Annotated in this window: 11 protein-coding genes; 1 reads left to right on the top strand and 10 read right to left on the bottom strand. The window is 64.5% G+C overall.

Annotated features, from left to right (window positions below; translation table 11 throughout):
* Positions 1 to 53: 53 nt before the first annotated feature.
* Positions 54 to 815 carry a triose-phosphate isomerase gene (gene tpiA / locus ABDW49_RS24110; protein WP_343615946.1) on the top strand — a complete coding sequence of 254 codons (762 nt, stop codon included), beginning with the start codon at positions 54 to 56 and terminating at the stop codon, positions 813 to 815.
* Here the strand turns inward: tpiA and ABDW49_RS24105 are convergent.
* The 10 genes from ABDW49_RS24105 to ABDW49_RS24060 all read right to left on the bottom strand — a co-directional run bounded on the left by ABDW49_RS24105 (position 787) and on the right by ABDW49_RS24060 (position 17166).
* A complete protein-coding gene (locus ABDW49_RS24105) occupies positions 787 to 2118 on the bottom strand; it encodes a tannase/feruloyl esterase family alpha/beta hydrolase (RefSeq protein ID WP_343615944.1) in 1332 nt (443 codons plus the stop codon). The two genes, tpiA and ABDW49_RS24105, sit on opposite strands and share 29 nt — an antisense overlap.
* Positions 2115 to 4094: an alpha/beta hydrolase domain-containing protein gene (locus ABDW49_RS24100; RefSeq protein ID WP_343615942.1), complete on the bottom strand. Its 1980-nt coding sequence runs from the start codon at positions 4092 to 4094 to the stop codon at positions 2115 to 2117. Before ABDW49_RS24100 ends, ABDW49_RS24105 begins: the two co-directional genes overlap by 4 nt.
* Complete coding sequence (locus tag ABDW49_RS24095; protein WP_343615940.1) at positions 4087 to 4395, bottom strand: hypothetical protein; 309 nt, start codon at positions 4393 to 4395, stop codon at positions 4087 to 4089. The genes ABDW49_RS24100 and ABDW49_RS24095 overlap by 8 nt, the downstream gene beginning before the upstream one ends.
* Positions 4395 to 5720 carry an acyclic terpene utilization AtuA family protein gene (locus ABDW49_RS24090; RefSeq protein ID WP_343615938.1) on the bottom strand — a complete coding sequence of 442 codons (1326 nt, stop codon included), beginning with the start codon at positions 5718 to 5720 and terminating at the stop codon, positions 4395 to 4397. Before ABDW49_RS24090 ends, ABDW49_RS24095 begins: the two co-directional genes overlap by 1 nt.
* 14 nt (positions 5721 to 5734) lie before the next feature.
* Positions 5735 to 7030: a citrate:proton symporter gene (locus ABDW49_RS24085; RefSeq protein WP_343615936.1), complete on the bottom strand. Its 1296-nt coding sequence runs from the start codon at positions 7028 to 7030 to the stop codon at positions 5735 to 5737.
* A gap of 3 nt (positions 7031 to 7033) precedes the next feature.
* Positions 7034 to 8035, bottom strand: a complete 1002-nt coding sequence (locus ABDW49_RS24080) for a LysR substrate-binding domain-containing protein (protein WP_343615934.1) — start codon at positions 8033 to 8035, stop codon at positions 7034 to 7036.
* Between the two features lie 17 nt (positions 8036 to 8052).
* Positions 8053 to 10890, bottom strand: coding sequence for a TonB-dependent receptor (locus ABDW49_RS24075; protein WP_343615932.1), 2838 nt, complete (start codon positions 10888 to 10890; stop codon positions 8053 to 8055).
* An 882-nt stretch (positions 10891 to 11772) separates the two neighbouring features.
* Entirely contained in the window at positions 11773 to 12270 is a 498-nt protein-coding gene (locus tag ABDW49_RS24070) for a hypothetical protein (RefSeq protein WP_343615930.1), read from the bottom strand.
* A 19-nt stretch (positions 12271 to 12289) separates the two neighbouring features.
* Positions 12290 to 14407 carry a penicillin acylase family protein gene (locus ABDW49_RS24065; protein ID WP_343615928.1) on the bottom strand — a complete coding sequence of 706 codons (2118 nt, stop codon included), beginning with the start codon at positions 14405 to 14407 and terminating at the stop codon, positions 12290 to 12292.
* On the bottom strand, positions 14407 to 17166 hold the full coding sequence (locus ABDW49_RS24060; protein WP_343615926.1) for a TonB-dependent receptor: 2760 nt from the start codon (positions 17164 to 17166) through the stop codon (positions 14407 to 14409). The genes ABDW49_RS24065 and ABDW49_RS24060 overlap by 1 nt, the downstream gene beginning before the upstream one ends.
* Positions 17167 to 17373: the final 207 nt, after the last annotated feature.

Here is a 17373-nt window from a genome sequence, read left to right as displayed (position 1 = left end):
GGCCAAGAGGGCGGCGACGCGCATCACGCGGCGCGAAACAACAAAGGACCACCATGTCTCGACACAGCTCTCGCCCCCTGATCCTGGGCAACTGGAAGATGAACGGGCTCTCCACCGACCTGCCCGCGATCCGCAATATCGACGAAATCGCAGGCTTTTACGCCGGGGTAGAGGTGGGCCTTGCCCTGCCCTTCACCCTTATCCCCGGCGGCGCTGCCATGCTGAAGCACACAATGATCGGAGCCCAGAATTGCCACGCCCGGCAGCGCGGCGCCTTTACCGGCGAAGTGTCAGCCGCAATGTTGGTGGATTGCGGCGCAAGTTTCGTGATTCTGGGTCATTCCGAAAGGCGTCAGGGCCAATCGGAAGACAATGACACCGTGCGGCAGAAGGTCCGCGCGGCGATCGAGGCCGGGCTGAAGGTGATCCTGTGCGTCGGCGAGAGTTTGCAGCAGCGCGAAACCGGTCAGGCGGACGCCGTCGTGCGCCGCCAACTCGTCGAATCGCTGCCCAACGCCCCGATTGCCGCACCGTTGTTGACCATCGCCTATGAGCCGGTCTGGGCCATCGGCACCGGGCTGACCCCGGATGCCCAGGCCATCGAGGAGATGCATCGCGTCATCCACGATACGCTTCAGTCCATCGGGCACCCGCCATCCACCATGCCGCGCCTGCTGTATGGTGGATCGGTCTCGGCCGACAATGCCGCTGACATTCTGCGGTTACCGCTGGTCGATGGGGCGCTGGTCGGCAATGCCAGCCTTGGCGCGCCATCCTTCTCCAGCATCATTCGTCAGGCAAGCTGTGCGACATGACGGGAGCACTCCCTGCTTCCACCCATGCCTCGATGCTGTCCTGCATATCGACAACGGCCTGCTTCGGCCCGCCACCGCAATGGCCCACACCGGGCAGCAGCTTCAGGCGGTAAAAATGCGAAACATCCCCCATGCGCGCCCGCACCCTTGCCCGATAGGCCAGCGTATCGGCAAAAGGCACCACGGGATCGGCCAGCCCATGCCATTGCAGCAGCTTGCCCCCCGCCGCCGCGAAAGCCGACAGATCGGCACTGTCGGCATCGACGCTGGCCGACAAGAGATCTCTTGCGCGTTTGAGATCGCGTCCGAAGGAAAAGTTCCACCAGTTCCAGCCCTGCCCTTCGCTCGCCCAGACCTGCCAGAAGCTGGCCCGCATGGGGATGCTCCTGTCCTGTGGATCGCTCCAATAGAGCAACCATTGCCGCTCCGTTCCCGGCGCCTGACCAAAGAAGACAGGGCGGTGTCTTTCATCATGCGGCCCGGCATAGATGGCACGCGCCGCGGTCACCTGCTCGGCCGTCAGGCAAGCCTCGCGCTGACCGGGGCGGCATAGCAGGGCGCCGGGATCTGCGTGACATGCGCCGGGATGATCCAGCCAGCCTGCCCCTGGCTTGCCGCACCGCAGCAGCGTATGCCGCGCCAGCAGATCGAGCTGGCTCTGCTCCAGGATGGGATGCAGATTGTCGCCCCGCCGATGGTTGCTCAGGAACATCCACAGGAAGCCGGCGTTGAGCCGCACCCGGTCATAGCCCGGTGCCCCCGCGACAATACCGTCGAAATCGCGAGGGAAGCGCTGCGCCTCGGAGAGCGCCTGATGGCCGCCGGTGGAACAGCCGTTGAAATAGCGCCAGCGCGGCGCCCGGCCATAATAGGCCCGCGTCAGACTCTGCGCCTTGCGCGCCGTTTCGTGAACAGCGCGCCATCCCCAGTCGGCGATCGCTTCCGGGTGGCCGAGCGCGAAGGAGGGATCATCTCCCTGATGTCCGGTGTCGGTCGCGGCGACGGCATAGCCCTTGGCCAGCGCCCGCGCCATCTGCGCCAGAGGCATGGCCGAAGCATAGCCGCCATTGCCCAGCATCAGAAAACGCCCGTTCCACCGCGCAGGCAGCCAGAGCGCAAAACCGATGTCAGCGCCCTTCACCGGGTGCAGATGGCCACTGACCCGGCATGCGCCCGAAGCAACAGTGGCGACGATCTCCTCCCCCGCCAGAGCGTCACACGCCAAAGCCGGGGCAGCCGTGTCTGGCGACGCTGCGTTGGCCGGAGCCGTGGCCAGCAGCATCAGACTGGCCAGAAGGCTCATGGGCGGGGCGCCTGCAAAACGTTGCTCGCTTGCGCCTCGGCCACCAGCTTTGCGGCATCGTCGGGCAGCAGCCAGCCTTCCTGCACGCGACGGTCGGCCACGGCCTTCACCTTGGCCACGAAACCGGCATGCGAGCCATAGCGCTCCTCCCAAGAGAGACGCGGGTCGCCCTTGGCCAGCCTTTCGGCTTTCGTGGCGGCAAAGGGGATGAAGCCGCCCGCAAAGCCGCAATCGGTACCCGCGCCATAGCCCTTGGCCAGCACATTCCAGCCCAGATAGGTGCCCAGCGGCACCAGATGCTGCACCGAGGGAACACCACCGCCCAGCTCGTTGCCATCCGCATCGACACGCGGCACCAGCGAGGGGATCGCGCGGCGGATTTTGGGCGGCTGCCGGGTGATCACGCCCGAGAGGTCGGGGTAGTCGAAGCCGGGGCCGTAATCGTAATCCAGCAGGCCGTTGATCTTGCCATCGGGCACAGGCGCACCGGGGATGTTGGGCCAATGCATTACTGCTGCGGTGGGCGCCACCAGATCGCCCGCCGCCAGCGTGGGATACTGACTGGGGGGCGGCGCCCGGCCCGTGCTGACCCAGTCGACCAGCCGCTTCAGCAGGGCGCGCATGGTGGGCAGAGAAGGGTTGGGGTTGCTGGCTAGCACGCAAACCGGCGCGCCGGGCCATGGCTTGTCGCCATCGAGCGAGATGCCGCCGGTGATCGAACCGCCATGCGTCACGCCGGGGAAGTAATAGCGGCGCACGTTGGCCGCGATGGGCACATCGGCCTTGGCATCCGTCCCCACCAAGGCGGGCGAGAGGCGCAGGCCCCATAGTTCGGTCGAGCCGAAGGTCTCCATGATCCTGGGGCAGGTACCCGTGGCGGTGCAGCGGTCGAGCAGGCTGTGGGCGCCACGTCCCCGCGTGGTGTCGTTGTAGCGCGTCCACCAGAGCGTGCCCTCGCTGCCCGGCTCGAACAGGGTGGCGGCGCCTCCCGGCACGGCGAAGCGCAGGTTGAGCGGCACCTGCCGGGCGGCGATGTTGGGGTTGGCGCCATCGAAGACGCGGGCGCCATCCTCATCGCGGTTGAAGCCCAGATTGATGAAACTCTTGACGAAATTGCCCGATTGCGAGGTGCCGCTCACCACGCTCCAGTGGACCTGGCTCGCCAACGGATTGGGCGTGCCCGCATCATCAGCCTTGGCGTGGCGCAGAAAGCTGACCAGATCGCGCGTGGCGGCAAAGCCGATGCCCAGCACCAGCGGATCGCGCGCCTGATAGGCCAGCGTATAGGCGTGTGTCGCGTCGAAACCGCCCTTCAGGCAGATACGCGCCGGGTCGGGTGTGCCAGGGAACGGCGCGGTGCGGCAATCGCCAAAGGCCCATTGGTCGGCGGGGATGGGTTCCAGTGGCGCCTCATCGCTGCTCTGGCGGTAGAGATGGGCGTGGGCAGAGTTCAGGTCGACCGGCAGGGGCCGCGCCACCGGGCGGCCGATGCCGCCGGTCAGCCCCCATGTGCTGCCGGAAAGGTCGGTCACGCGGGCCAGCGCCATGCCGGTCAGCCCTTTGGCGACTGGCACGGTGGCGCTCTGCACGCCGGGGGCGGGGGTCAGGTCGCCCTGCCAGCCGCTGATGACGCGGATATGGCCGTCCTCATCGGGGCCGACCTTGCCGTTGCCACGGTTGGGCACATCGTAGAACAGCACGCCGCTGCCGCGCTCCAGCGGGCGGGCGATGGCGAAAGTGGCGCTATAGCCCACCCGGCCTTTGCCGTTGCGCGGGGCATGGGCGATGTCGGTGATAATGGCCTCTTGCGCGGGGCTCAGATCGCCGTCGAAGGTGCCGGTGATGATCTCATAGGGCCGCTCGCCCGGCTTGACGGGCGCGGGGGTGCGGCTGTCGATATGGATCGCGGTGACGCGCCCCTGCGCCCCCGTGGCCAGCGCCAGCAGCGCGCCGCCGAGCAGAAAAGCCTTACGCATCGCCGATCTCCATATCCAGCAATTGGCTGCCCAGCGTCTTGCCATGGGCGTCAAGCGCCAGAGACCGCGTGACCCCGCCCGACAGCGCGCCATGCAGCACGAAATTCACCGCCCCCAGATTGGGCAGCACATGGCGGTCAATGCGCCGGGGCTTCAGCGCGGTGAGGTGATCGGCCACGCGCTGGGCCGTCAACGCGCGCTCCAGCAGGGCGAAGTGTTCGGGCTGGCGCGCAAAGACGCAGATCTGGGATGTGTCGCCCTTGTCGCCGGTGCGGGCATGGGCAATGTCGCGCAGGCGCATCAACTCACCTCGTGCAGGATGGAGGGGGATATGCAATCGCGCCCGATCAGCACCGAGGCGACGGCAACCACCTCGCGCAGGGAGGTCGTCACCCCGCCCCCGCCCGAGGGGCCGTTGAGATAGAGCGCCTCCACCTCCGCGCCGATTTCGGCGGCAGTGGCGGCGTCAGCAGTCCGGGCGGCAACGCGGGCGCGCACTTCCGCCGGATCGCCCATGTGCGCCGTGACATTGGCGGAGTTCATACCGATCAGATCGTAGCGGATATCGTCATGCCGAAGGGCCAGCATGGCGATGCGCTCCTTCACGATCTCCAGCGCCAGTTGCCCGCGCGCCACCGCGCCCGGCCCGGCATAGGTGATCTGCCCCTCACCGATAAAGCCGTCGCGATAGCCGACCGAGACCTTCAGCCTGTCTGGGCGGGGATGGCCCTGCGCGCCCGAGACCGCGATGCGATCGGGGCCCACTTCGGTCAGGTTCAGGCTGGTGAAATCGGCCACCACATCGGCCTGCAGATAGCGCGCGGGATCGAGGATCTCATACATCGCCTGCTCGCGCGCGCTGGCCAGAGACAGACGCCCGCCCGAGCCTGCCGCCTTGGTCAGCACGGCATCGCCATCCTCGGTCACTTCGGCCAGAGGGAAACCGAGGCGCGCCAGATCGGGCACATCCTTCACGCCGGGGTCGGCGAAATAGCCGCCGGTCAGTTGCCCCGCGCATTCCAGCAGATGACCCACCACCGTGCCGCGCGCCAGCCGCGTCCAGTCATCCTCTGCCCAGCCGAAGGCATGGATCATCGGCCCCAGAAACAGCGCCGGATCGCAGACGCGCCCGGTGAAAATGACCTGCGCCCCCTCCTCCAGCGCGCGGGCGATGGGAAAGGCGCCCAGATAGGCATTGGCGGAAATCGGGGCCAGATCGGCCAGCGTGCCGTCGCGGTCGATCAGCGGATGATCCTGCCCGCTGATGGCGCCCAGCACATCGTCGCCCAGCACGGCGGCCATACGGATGCCCTTGAGGCCCAGATCCCGCGCCACGCCCAGCGCCGCCTGCATCGCGGCCAGCGGATTGGCCGCGCCCATGTTCGAGACGATGCGCACGCCGCGCTCCATCGCCGGGCGCAGCACCGCCCGCATCCGCTTTTCCAGCCTGGGGTCATAGCCCGCCGCAGGATCGCGCTGCCGCGCCAGTTGGGCCAGAGCGATGGTCCGCTCAGCCAGGCATTCGAAGCACAGATAGTCGAGTTCGCCCTTCTCGATCAGTTCCACCGCGGGTTCGATGCGGTCTCCGGCGAAACCGGCTCCGGCACCAATGCGTATGCGTGTCATGGGATTGCTCTCACTCATAATCCGATCAGGCCAAGGGCCAGCGCCGCCAGCGTCATCACCAGCGTGGCGGCAAACAGCCATGGGAAGGCGAAGCGCTGATGCGCGCCCAGTTCAATGCGGCTGAGCCCTGCGACAAGGAAGGTGGCGGGCGTCAGCGGGCTGACAGGAAAGCCGACGGTATGCATGCCCAGCAGCGCGGCCTGCGCCACCTGCACCGGCGCCACGCCGAAATGCCCGGCCACCTGCGCCACCACCGGCAGCACGCCGAAATAGAAGCTGTCCGGGTCGAACAGCATGCTCAGCGGCATGGAGGTCACCGCCACCAGCAGCGGAATGCGCGCGCCCATGCCGCTGGGCACCAGAGCCACGCTGGATTGCGCCAGCGCATGGATCAGCCCCGCGCCATTCATGATGCCGGTGAAGGCCCCGGCGGCGAAGAGGATGCCGGCCATCATCATGGCGGGGCGGGCATGGGCCTCGATGCGGGCGCGCTGGTCTTCGGCGCGGGGATAGTTGATGGCCAGCACCAGCGCGGTGGCGACCATAAAGACCACGGCAGGCTCGGCCTTGCCGGTGACCATCAGCGCGATGACCGCCAGCGTGATTGCCAGATTGAGCCAGAACAGGCGCGGGCGATGCAGCGGGTCGGGGGCGCTGACTGCAGTGGCTTGCGCGATCTCGCGGTCGATGGTCGGCAGGGCAGTGAGGCGTTTTTCCTCGCGCCGCCCCATCCACCATGCAGCGCCAAAGACGAAGATCAGGCCGACGATCTGCACCGGCAGCATGGGCGCGAAAATCTGCGCCGTGGTGAGATGCAGCGCCGCGCTGGCGCGTAGGGTCGGCCCTGTCCAGGGCAGGAAATTGACGCCCGCCGCCAGCGAGGCACAGCAGGCCAGAATGCGCCGGTCCATGCCCAGTTGGTCATAGAGCGGCAGCATGGCGGGCACGGTGATCAGGAAACACACCGCGCCTGATCCGTCGAGATGGATCAGCAGCGCCAGCAGCGATGTCCCTACCGTAATGCGCGAGGGGCGACGGCCCACCAGCCGCAGCACGCCGCTCACCAACGGCGCCAGCAGCCCGGCATCGCTGACCACGCCGAAGAACAGGATGGCGAAGACGAACATGCCTGCCACCGGCGCGATCTTGGTCACCCCCGCGATGATCCAGCCCGGCACGCCCGCGCCCTGCCCCAGCAGCAGCGCGCCCGCCACTGGGATCAGGATCATGGCCGCCAGAGGCGATAGCCGGTTGGTGAGGATCACCGCCAGCATCACGCCGACGATGGCGAGGGCGCCTAGAGCAAGCATCGCTCAGCCCTCCCCGGCGGAGAGCGCCGCCATCATGTTCTGCGCGGCGGGCGACAGGCTGCGGCCCGAGAGATGGGCAATGCCGATCAGTCGCTCCGATTGCGGATCGTCGAGCCGGTGCCATTCCAGATCATGCGCGCCCACCATTGGGCGGCAGGACAGAGGCAGAGCGCTGATCCCCAGACCTGCCGCGATAAAGGCGCCCAGCGTGGCGGGCTGTGCGCATTCATAGAGCGGACGCGGGGTCAGCCCCGCGCGGGCAAAGGCCGCATCGGTGATCTGGCGCACGCTGCTGGAAGGGGCCATGGCGATAAAGGGGCTTTGCGTGAAACTGTTCCAATCGGGGGTCGGCGACGCTTCTCCGGCGCGACAGACCAACGCGCAGGGGTCCGAAAACAGCGGCAGGAAGGTGAAATCCTCTTCCGTCTCCTCTGGCGGGGTCATCACCGCCAGATCGATCAGCCTTTCGCGCAAGTGCTGATAGATGGTGCCCGCCAGTCCCTCGCGAACCGTCACATCCACCCCCGGCCACTGGTCGCGAAAGCGGCTGAGCACTTGCGGCAGATCGCCCACGGCATAGGAGGGCAACACGCCCAGCACCACCCGCCCGCGCTGGCCCGACAGGGTCTGGCCCAGCTGGTCGAAAGCCTCGTCGAAATCGGCGATCAGGCGTTCGGTCAGGCGCAGCAGATCCTCGCCCGCCGGGGTCAGTGAAACATGGCGGCGGTTGCGGTCGAACAGGCGCCCGCCAAGGTCTTCCTCCAGCAGGCGGATGGTGCGTGACAGCGCCGGTTGCGAGACGCAGCTCATCTCCGCCGCGCGGCTGAAGTTGACGGTCTGGGCCAGAATGCGGAACTGCCGCAAGACGGAGAGGCTGGGCGTGCGGGGCATACGAAATCTCTGCGCCAGAGGAAGCCGGCCATCGGGCCGGAGAAAGGGCGCATGGTGGCGAGGCGCAGGCGCGGCGTCCAGCAGGCAGATGCCTTCGGGGAGCGCCGATGCCATGACCTCGCCAGCCAACATCAGAACTTCGCCGAAACGCGGGCGTACATCTGCCGCCCGAAGGGATCGGCGATCGAGGGCAGATAGCCGTTGTAGAGCGCGGCGCCGGGAGCCTTGTCAAAGATGTTGATCATGCCCAGCGTCAGATCATAGCGATTATCCTTGCCAAAATTCAGACTGTATTGCGCGTCGAACACCGAGAAGGAGGCGACCCTGGCCGTCACATTGGGCAGCACCGTGCCCGTGCCGCTGGTGTTGATATTCTGCCCGTAATCGTCCTTCACGCCCGAGGTGTAGCGCCATGTCAGCGAGAGCGTGTGGCGGCCATAGCTGGCATCCACCCCCGCCACGCTGCGCCAGCGCGGCGCGGCGGACGAAGACGTGGGCGACTGGTTGAAGGCATTGCGATAGCCAACGCCATTGTAGACCACCGATCCCGTCACATTGCCGCCAGCATCGCGCAGCAGCACGCCGGTGTCGACATCATAGGTCAGCAGCCAGGTCAGCGTGTCACGCAGGGTCAGCTTCACCGGCCCGGCATCGAAGCCATATTGGCCCTGCAGGTCGAGACCCGCCGTCTTGGTGCCGCTGGGCGCGTTGAAGCTGGAGACCAGCACCGATTGCAGTCCGCCAGTCAGCGGATCGCGGATCACCGCGCTGCCGTTGGGCGCGGTGTTGACCACCTGCTGCGGGTTCTGTGTCGAGATCTGGTTGTTGAACTGATAGTTCCAGTAATCGAGCGAAATCCGCGCCCGCCGCGTCGGCACGAAGGTGGCGCCAATGTTGTAGACGGTGGAGGACTGTGGCTTCAGATTGGGGTTGCCATAGGTCTGGATCGTGCGGAACGAGGTTGTGCCATCGACCGGATCGGTGACATTGACCACATTGGTGCCGATCAGCGAGCCCGAGCCATTGGCCAGCGTGGGCGCCTGAAACGCCTTGCTGTAGGACCCGCGCAGCGAGAACCATTCCACCGGGCGGAAGTTCACCGCTACCTTGGGGACCAGCTTGCTGTAGCCGCCCGCATCCTCGTAACGCGCGGCGGCGTTGAGGGTCAGGATGTCGATGGGTTCGTAATTGGCTTCGGCAAAGACGCTCTTCACCTCGCGCGCGAAGCTGGTGTTGAGATGCTTGCCGAGGAAGCCGCCATAGCCGGACAGCAGCAGATCCGAATAGGTGGTGGTGGAGGTTTCGCGGCGGTATTGCGCGCCCACGGCCACGGCGATCTCATGGCCATTGATGCTGGCCAGCGGGCCGTTGGCGACGGCCTCGGCGATGTAATATTGCCGCTTGTAATCGGTGAAGACGTCGCTCTGCAGATTGTAGATCAGCGACGGGTCCATCTGCGACAGATTGGCCTGCAGCGGGCTGTAATAGAGGCAACTGCCCTGCCCCGCCACCGCGCCGCTGGCGCCGCCCAGGAAGTTGGTGTTGCAGTTGGGCCCGCCGTAACCGCGCAGCGCCGCCTGGAACAGGTTCATATCGGTGTCGCGGTCGCGCGCGATGGTCTGCGAGGCCGAATAGGTCAGCGTCGCCAGATAGTTCCACCGCCCGATCAGCTTGCCGCGCCCGCCCAGCACATAATGCTGCTGGTTCACCGTATCGCGCATCACGCGATAGTCATAGCCGCCCGGAAAACCCTGAGCGCCGATGGTGCGGCCATAGAACAGCACATTCACGCCGAAGGGGTTGTAGGGGTTGGAGGCGGGCATCGTCGCATTGCCCGCGTTCTGGGCATAGGAAGGCACGCCGAAACGGTCTGAATCCTGATGGTAGTAGCTGATTTCGGAGAAGATCGTGTTGGCGTCGTTGATCTCGAAGGTGCTGTCGTCGTGGATGTTGATGCTACGCGCGCGCGGGCGGATCGGGTTCTTTGGCTGGAAATTATAGAGGCAGTTGCCAACGCCGAAACTGGCACCGCCGGTTGGCGAATAGACACTGTTGGTACCCGCAGCGCCGCAATTGGGGTCCACCACTTTCAGCGTGCCATTGGCGGCCTTGTTGGCATCGTAAAGCGCGGTATAGTCATTGCCGCCGATCACCACATGGCCACCGGTCGAGGTCAGCGGGCGCCCGGTCAGCAGATAGCTGCCGGGATAGCCGCTGGCGGTGTTGTTGACGAAATTCGTGACCGCGCGATCCGAATTCTGCAGATTGTCCTGAAAGCGGTAGGAGGCCGACAGCACGGTGTGGAACCGGTCGCTGCCCAGCCCCAGCATGGCCTGCACGTTCCAGGCGGGCGACTTGTCGATGCTGGTGAACTGTGCCGAGGTCTTGAAGCCCTTGAACTTCGTATCGGTCAGCACGTTGAACACGCCCGCCACCGCATCGGCGCCATAGGTGGAGGAAGCGCCGTCCAGCAGCACCTCGACCCGCTGAATGGCGATATCGGGCGTCAGGCTGTTGAGGTTGACGTAATCGTCGCCCGCCTGAGGCGTCACGCGGCGCCCGTTGAGCAGCACCAGCGTCGATCCCGAACCCAGCCCGCGCAGATTGGCCGAGCGCGTATCGCGCGAATCCGCGCCGCCCTTGGAGAGATCCTGCAAACCGCCCGTGCTGCCGACATTTTGCGGGATAAACCGCGTAAGATCGCCGATCGAGGAGGAGCCGGTGCGCTCGATGGCGGCATTGTCCACCGCCAGAATGGGCGAGGCGCGGTTCTCCTGCCGGATGTTGCCGAGATAGGAACCGGTCACCACGATGTCCTGCGGCTTGGCCTCACTGGCCTGCACCTGATCGGCGGCTGGCGCGGTTGCAGCCGGAGCCTGGGCGCAGGCCTGCCCTTGCAGACCGGCGATGCCGACGGTCAGCGCCGTGCCCGCCATCAGCCAATGTTTTGTTCCGAATACCCCCGTCATGCGCACCTCCTCCAGACCATCGGCGAGGAGATGCCCTTTCGGAACGCGGCCATGCGCGTCCGATCCGGATTGTTCTCCCTCCCCACCTTGGTGGTTTTCTTGTCTGGAGGGGTGATGGAGCGCGGCGCAGATCAAGTGAAATACAATTGACCTATATTCTTATAACGTGAACTGATAAGTGCGCGGAAAATATGTTGCCACCGGTTGGGCGAGAGGGCGTTATGCCTTTCGCATCATCACCTGGGCGTTGATCATTCTTTCCCATGGTTTGCATAGCGTTTTCTGTCAGGAATTCTCTCCGGCATTTCAGGCAGATCCGGCTGTAATGAGCTGAAAAATCGATGGCGCCTAAGCGAGGTTCACATGCACGTCAGCATGTTGGCGCTTGGCACGCGGGGACTGGCCGCTTTGTTTTGTGTAGCAGCCTCACCGGCTTGTGCTGCACGCGAGCATCCGCAATGAATTGCGCCAAACTGTCCTTTGTTTATAACGCCTTTGATCGAGAGGCGAGGACAATGGCGAGCTTGCGGCGACTTTGTGCCATTCTTCTTGATATGCTGTTTGCGGTGCCAAGGGCCATGGTGTGCAGAATCGCATCCGCCGCTTCCGGCGTAAACTTGCTTGCTGTACTCAACGCCATAAAGGCGAGGCACTTCGCTTTACCTGCTGATCGCGGTGAGAGCTGGCTGCCGATTGATCAGTTCTTCATGGGGGCTGTGGTGTCTGTAGTCTGCCTGCTGCCATCCTTGCACTTGAGGCATACGGGCTCGTCGGCATTTCTGTGGGATCTATGATTTTAGGAGCAGATCTACGAATCGACGCGGCTTCGTGTCGGAAGTCACAAGGCCGCGCCGAAAGTATGAGCAGACTGGCTGTGATGGCCTATTGCGCCCGATCGAACCATTCGAGGAAAGCCTTGGACTTGCCATCCGGCGCCTTGCCCACGCCCCAGCGCACCAGCGTCTTGCCATCAGGCGAAAAGCGCCAATACTGCCCCACGATCACATCGCCATCCTTCTGCTCCAGCACCTGATAGGTGTTGGCATCCAGTTGCTTGATGCGAATCTGGTTGAAGCGGGCATTCTCATGCAAGGGGCCGGGCACGTCATCCAGCGTCGCCTCGAAATTGTTGAGATAAGGCTTGGCCGGATTGGTGGTGTTGACGGCGTGATACTCCAGCTTGTTGGCCGTCCACTTCAGATCGATGGACAGCCTGAAGCCCTTGGGAAACTCGCCATTGCTCCAATAGCTCTTGGCTTCGTTGGAGACATATTTGCCGTCATGGCTCACGGCGGCAGGCTTGGCCATGGCGGGCACAGCCACCACGGCGGCAATCATCATCGCGGCGCCCATGGCCGCGGTTTTGGCAAACGTCATCATTGTGATTGTCCCCTGTGTTTCAGAAGTTGGTGGTGGATTCCAGATGCGCCTCAACATCCTTGCGGGTGGTCCACAGGGTGCGGAACGTCTTGGATGTCAGGAACTGCAACTGGTCGGCGTTATGCGGCGAATTCGGCTGGCTGGAATTGCCATAGCTCATCATGCCTACCGCCTTCATCGGGGTGGAGAACTCCACCATCGAGACCCAGGTCTCGCCATGGGCCGGGGTGCGCTCGCCATTCTTCATCGGGCCCCAGGTGATGGTGCGGAACACGCCGGTGTTGCCGAAGCCGCCATTGCCCGGCAGGTTGACATGGCCCAGATGGAAGCGTGATACCTCGCCAAAGGGCCGGTCGATGGCACCGTAGAGCTGCTTCGTCTTGGCCACGGCCTGCTTCAGCATCGCGACGGCGGCCGTCTTGTCCTTCAGGCCGCGCGGGGTTTCCAGCGGGTCGTCCAACGTCCATTTCACGGCGTAATTGGCTTGGCTGGTGAAATTGCCCGGCGCGAAAATGCCTGCCCATGTCTCGAACAGCAAAGCGCCTCTGCTGTCCGCATTGTCCTGATGGTCCCAGGCCGAGAGCAGCGCGACGGCGGCCTGCACATCGGTGTCGGTGCTGTCCTTGGCGGCGGCGAGCAGATCGGGCAGCATGCGGTCGGCCATCAGGCTGCGCGTGGTCAGCTTGCGCGCCACAAAATCGTCGAAGCTCAGCTTGGGGGTCTGATCCAGCAGCTTGACCGACATCTGGGCGCGCTGGCTCATCGGGCCGATGGCCGAGACATAGGAGGGCCACTTCTTCGGATCGAGCACGCGCGGATAGGTTGCCAGCCATGGCGGATCATTGGCGTTCTGCACAAAGCCGCTCGCCGGATCGAGCACCTTGGGCAGGTCGTCGTAAGTGTGAACATCCTTCCACAGGGTGGAGGAGGTGTCGCCCGCCACGGGCTTGACCCAATCGGCATAGCTGCCGCCCTGCTTGTGGACCGGCAGGATGCCATTATCGAGATAGAGGATATGGCCCGCCCGGTCGGCATAGACGATGTTGAACATCGGCGCCTGCACCGTGCGCAGCGCCCTTTCGAAATGGGCCCAGTCCTGCGCCTTGCCCATATCGAGATATTGCTGCAGCACGCCGGGGCGGTCCAGCCCGGCGACCTTGAGCGCGATCGTCTCCTGACCGCCGGGCAGATCGAAGACCGGGCCCTGAACGGCGTAGCGCTGGGTGAAGGTTTCGGTCTTCAGGCTGCCGTCGGCCTGCCTGACCTTGAAGCTCTTCTGCTGGGTGGTAAAGGGCAGGGTCTTGCCATCGAAGCTATAGCCCTCACCGCTCAACGTCAGCTTATAGGAAGTGTAGCCCTGAATCGTGTTCACCGTATTGGTGAAGCCCAGATTGTTGTTGAAGCCGAAGCGCAGCACCGGCAGGCCGACCTGCGTCGCGCCATAGATCGAGAGGCCGGGCGCGCTGATCTGCGCCTCGAAATAGGTCAGGATGCTGGGCGCCCAGGGCAGATGCGGGTTGGCCAGCAGCATCGCATGCCCGCTGGCCGAGCGCGAGGGCGCCACCGCCCAGGCATTCGACCCGCCCGCATTGTTCGTCGCCGGATTGACCAGCACCCGCTGGTCCGAGGCGATGTAGACATAGTTCATCAGGCGATGCGCATGGGCCATGATGTCCACGCCCCTGATCGGCAGCACCTGCCTCACCTCGGGCTTGAGCGCCTCGGGGTGCGCCTTGGCATAGGCGTTGATCCCGGCGGCAAAGGCATCGAGATCGGCGCGCATCTGTGGCGTCTGCTGCGCATACCATTTGGCCGAGCGCTGCGGCACATCATTGGCCACCAGCCAGCGGTCCTGCTTGGCGAAGCTCTCGCCCCAATATTCGGCGGCGCGGGCGCGCGCCTCGCCCAGCATATGGAGCAGGATGTCGCCATGCGCCTGCGCCTGCGCATAGCCGAAGCCATAGAAGCCGCCCTCCTCGGTTTTCGCATAGATATGCGGCACGCCGAAGCTGTCCCACAGGATCTGCGTGCCTGCCTGAGGGGTCGCGGTATGTTTGATGGGAGCCTTGGCCTCCACCGCCGCACCGGTCAGCGCGGCCGTGGCCATCAGGGCGATGGAAAGAAGCTTGCGTTGCATCAGAAGTTCACCCTTACTCGGCCATAATAATAGCCGCCTGTGAAGCCATAGGAGCCGGTCGAGGGATATTGGCCATTGCCATAGATGGCGCTCGCGACACCCACGGCATCGGGATAGACGTTGAACAGATTGTTCGCGCCGATCGCCAGATTGATCGCCTTGGTCGCCTGAACGCCCAGCTCCATATCCGTGATCCACTTGGCGCCGAAGTAGCGGTCGCTGGCATAGACGGGCTGGCCATTCACCGTGCCGCTGGCATTCTGGTTGGAATAGAAACCGCCATAACGCACCAGACGGCTGCTCAGCGTCACCGGCCCGAAGGTGGAGACATTGTTCAGGAACAGTTTCGACTTGGGCAGGTTTTCGGTCATGTTCATCTGCGACACGCGGTCGAAGAGCACATAGTTCGCGCCCAGCGCCGCCAGTTGCGCCGGATTGGCGGCAACGCGGGTGATGACCGTCTGGTTGTAGTTATAGCCCAGATTCCATTGCATCTTCACGCGCTGCGCCACGGTGTTGTTCCAGGTGGCCACCACATCGATGCCGCGGGTGCGGGTGTCGATGGCGTTGGAATAGTACTGCGCGCTGATGTCCCCCGACAGGCCGTTGGAGACCAGAATGTTCGACACCGCCGTGCCGGTCAGCGTGGAGGTCAGGGCGATGCGATCATTGACCTGGATCTGATAGGCATCGACGGTAATGTTCAGGCGCCGCGTGGGCTTCAGCACGAAACCGGCGCTGAAATTGAGCGAACGCTCGGGCTTGAGCGGTTTTGACCCCAGCGCGATGGCGGCGGGTGAATCCACCGGCAGCGTCTTGATCTGCAGCAGGTTGAGCGTGCCGTTGATCGTGCGGAACTGGCCGGTCGTGGAGGCATAAAGCTGCTGCGCGATGGAAGGGGCGCGGAAGCCGTTGTTCACCGCGCCGCGCAGCGCCAGCCAGGGGGTCACCTCCTGACGGACAGTGGCCTTGCCGATCACCGCATTGCCGCTGCTGTCGTCGAAATGCTCGAAGCGGCCGGCCAGATCGATGGTGGTGTGGCGCGTGGGATCATAGGCCACATCGAGATAGGCCGAGATGTTGTTGCGGCTCTTGTAGCCCGCGTCCGCCGGGGTAAAGCCATTGGCCGCCTGGGCGCCCGGCGCCGGGCGGATGGTCGTGCCGTTCACCACATAGGTGTAGGTGCCTGCCGCATAGGAGCCCGGATCGCCCTGCTGCACGGCATAGCTTTCGCGCCGGTGCATCACCCCCGCCGAGACCTGCAGATTGCCGCCGCCCAACTTGTAGCCCTTGGTCAGATCGAGCGAATTGTCCCATTCGGTGGAGATCAGCGAGCCGACATAGAAGCTGGTTGGGCTGGTCGGCCCCAGCGAGGGGTTGAGCGTGTTGAAACCATCCTGCCAACTGCGGTTCTTGCCGTAATTGCTGGAAAGATCCCACTTCCAGCCCTCGACCACGCCCTTGGCGCCCAGCGCGAATTCGAAATCCTCCTCATTGATGTTGAGCGAGGGGCGGAAACCGTTGGGATAGACCGTCGGCAGAGAGGCCGAATTGTTGGGATAGCGGAAGGTGAAATCGAGCTGCGACTTGCGCAACCCATAGGTGCCGAAGGAATAGACCTCGAACGCCCCGGCATCATAGCTGGTGTTGTAGCCCAGATTGACCGCCTGCGTGGGGAACGCACCGTAATTCTTGGTGACCATACGGTCGGCGGTGGCCTCACGCGGGTCGAGCTGGCCGTTCACGGGATAATAGAGGCAGGTGGCCTGCCCCACCGCCGTGCAGTTGGCGATAGCGGTGGCGCGGTTCGACGCGTCCTGCTTCTTGGCGTTGACGAAGAAATCGGCATAGCCCTTGTCACCCAGCGCGAGGCCATAGCTGGCCTCGGCCAGATAGTTCTCGCCATCCGAGCGGTCCATGTTCTGCCCGGCGGTGAAGGAGGCGGTGCCCTTGTTCCTGTCCTTGCGCAGGATGATGTTGATCACGCCCGCAATGGCGTCAGAACCATATTGCGCCGCCGCACCATCGCGCAGCACCTCGATATGGTCCACCGCCGAGGTCGGGATCATGTCCAGATCGGTCGGCACCGAACCGTTGTAGAGCGAGGACACCGCGTTGATCAGCGAAGTCTTGTGGCGCCGTTTACCATTCACCAGCACCAGCATCTGATCGGGATTGAGCCCGCGCAAACCGCCGGTGGAAATCACAGTGGAGGTGCCGCCGCCCGCGCGGGTGGGCACGTTGAAGCTGGGCACCAGCGTGTTGAGCGCGGCCAGCACGCCCGGCTTGCCCGTGGTCTCCAGCTCCTTGCCCGAGATCACGTCGATCGGCGTCGGACTGTCGGTGACGGTGCGCGGGGTGCCGCGTGAGCCGGTGACGACGATGGTGGCCGGTGGCGGTGCATCCTCGCTGGCGGCGGGGGACGTTGCGGAGGCTGACACCGCGGATTGCGCCGCGACATAGCTGGTCGCCCCGCCGGTCAGCAGCGCCACGGGGCGCACTTCGGCGCCGGTGCCGTTCACACCGCCATTGGCTTTGGCCAGCGACAGCGCAAAGGAGCGCGTCCCGGCATGATTGGCCTTGATCCCGGTGCCCTCGATCAGCGCTACCACCGCCTGCTCGGGCGACATGCGCCCATCGACGGCATGGGTCTTCACATCCTTGAGCAGGTCATAGGGAAACAGGATCTGGAAGCCCGACTGGCGCGAAAACTCCGCCATGGCGGCCGGCAGCGACTGGCGCGCGATATGGAAGTCCATATTCCCCTGCCCGGCCTGCGCCGGAGCGGATATGGCCGCCAGGCATAAGCCCAGCGCCCCGGCCAAATGATAATGATATCGTGTAGCGCCCACAAAATTTCCCCGAGTTCGTGACGATCTACCCGGCTGAAACGGATGGGGTGGGCAAGTCTGCCAGTGCCGTTTTCAGAAATATGACAAAAACTCGATATCCGGTTCGTTTACCGT

It is taken from the genome of Novosphingobium sp., assembly GCF_039595395.1.
In the GTDB taxonomy this organism is placed as follows: domain Bacteria; phylum Pseudomonadota; class Alphaproteobacteria; order Sphingomonadales; family Sphingomonadaceae; genus Novosphingobium.
This window is presented reverse-complemented; position numbering and strand designations above follow the sequence as displayed.

Bases quoted from the DNA above. Each gene is read 5' to 3' on its own strand.
- ABDW49_RS24075 (WP_343615932.1), bottom strand. From the start codon at position 10,890: ATGACGGGGGTATTCGGAACAAAACATTGGCTGATGGCGGGCACGGCG.
- ABDW49_RS24105 (WP_343615944.1), bottom strand. From the start codon at position 2,118: ATGAGCCTTCTGGCCAGTCTGATGCTGCTGGCCACGGCTCCGGCCAAC.
- ABDW49_RS24065 (WP_343615928.1), bottom strand. From the start codon at position 14,407: ATGCAACGCAAGCTTCTTTCCATCGCCCTGATGGCCACGGCCGCGCTG.
- ABDW49_RS24080 (WP_343615934.1), bottom strand. From the start codon at position 8,035: ATGGCATCGGCGCTCCCCGAAGGCATCTGCCTGCTGGACGCCGCGCCT.
- ABDW49_RS24090 (WP_343615938.1), bottom strand. From the start codon at position 5,720: ATGACACGCATACGCATTGGTGCCGGAGCCGGTTTCGCCGGAGACCGC.
- ABDW49_RS24100 (WP_343615942.1), bottom strand. From the start codon at position 4,094: ATGCGTAAGGCTTTTCTGCTCGGCGGCGCGCTGCTGGCGCTGGCCACG.
- ABDW49_RS24060 (WP_343615926.1), bottom strand. From the start codon at position 17,166: ATGGACTTCCATATCGCGCGCCAGTCGCTGCCGGCCGCCATGGCGGAG.
- tpiA (WP_343615946.1), top strand. From the start codon at position 54: ATGTCTCGACACAGCTCTCGCCCCCTGATCCTGGGCAACTGGAAGATG.
- ABDW49_RS24070 (WP_343615930.1), bottom strand. From the start codon at position 12,270: ATGATGACGTTTGCCAAAACCGCGGCCATGGGCGCCGCGATGATGATT.
- ABDW49_RS24085 (WP_343615936.1), bottom strand. From the start codon at position 7,030: ATGCTTGCTCTAGGCGCCCTCGCCATCGTCGGCGTGATGCTGGCGGTG.
- ABDW49_RS24095 (WP_343615940.1), bottom strand. From the start codon at position 4,395: ATGCGCCTGCGCGACATTGCCCATGCCCGCACCGGCGACAAGGGCGAC.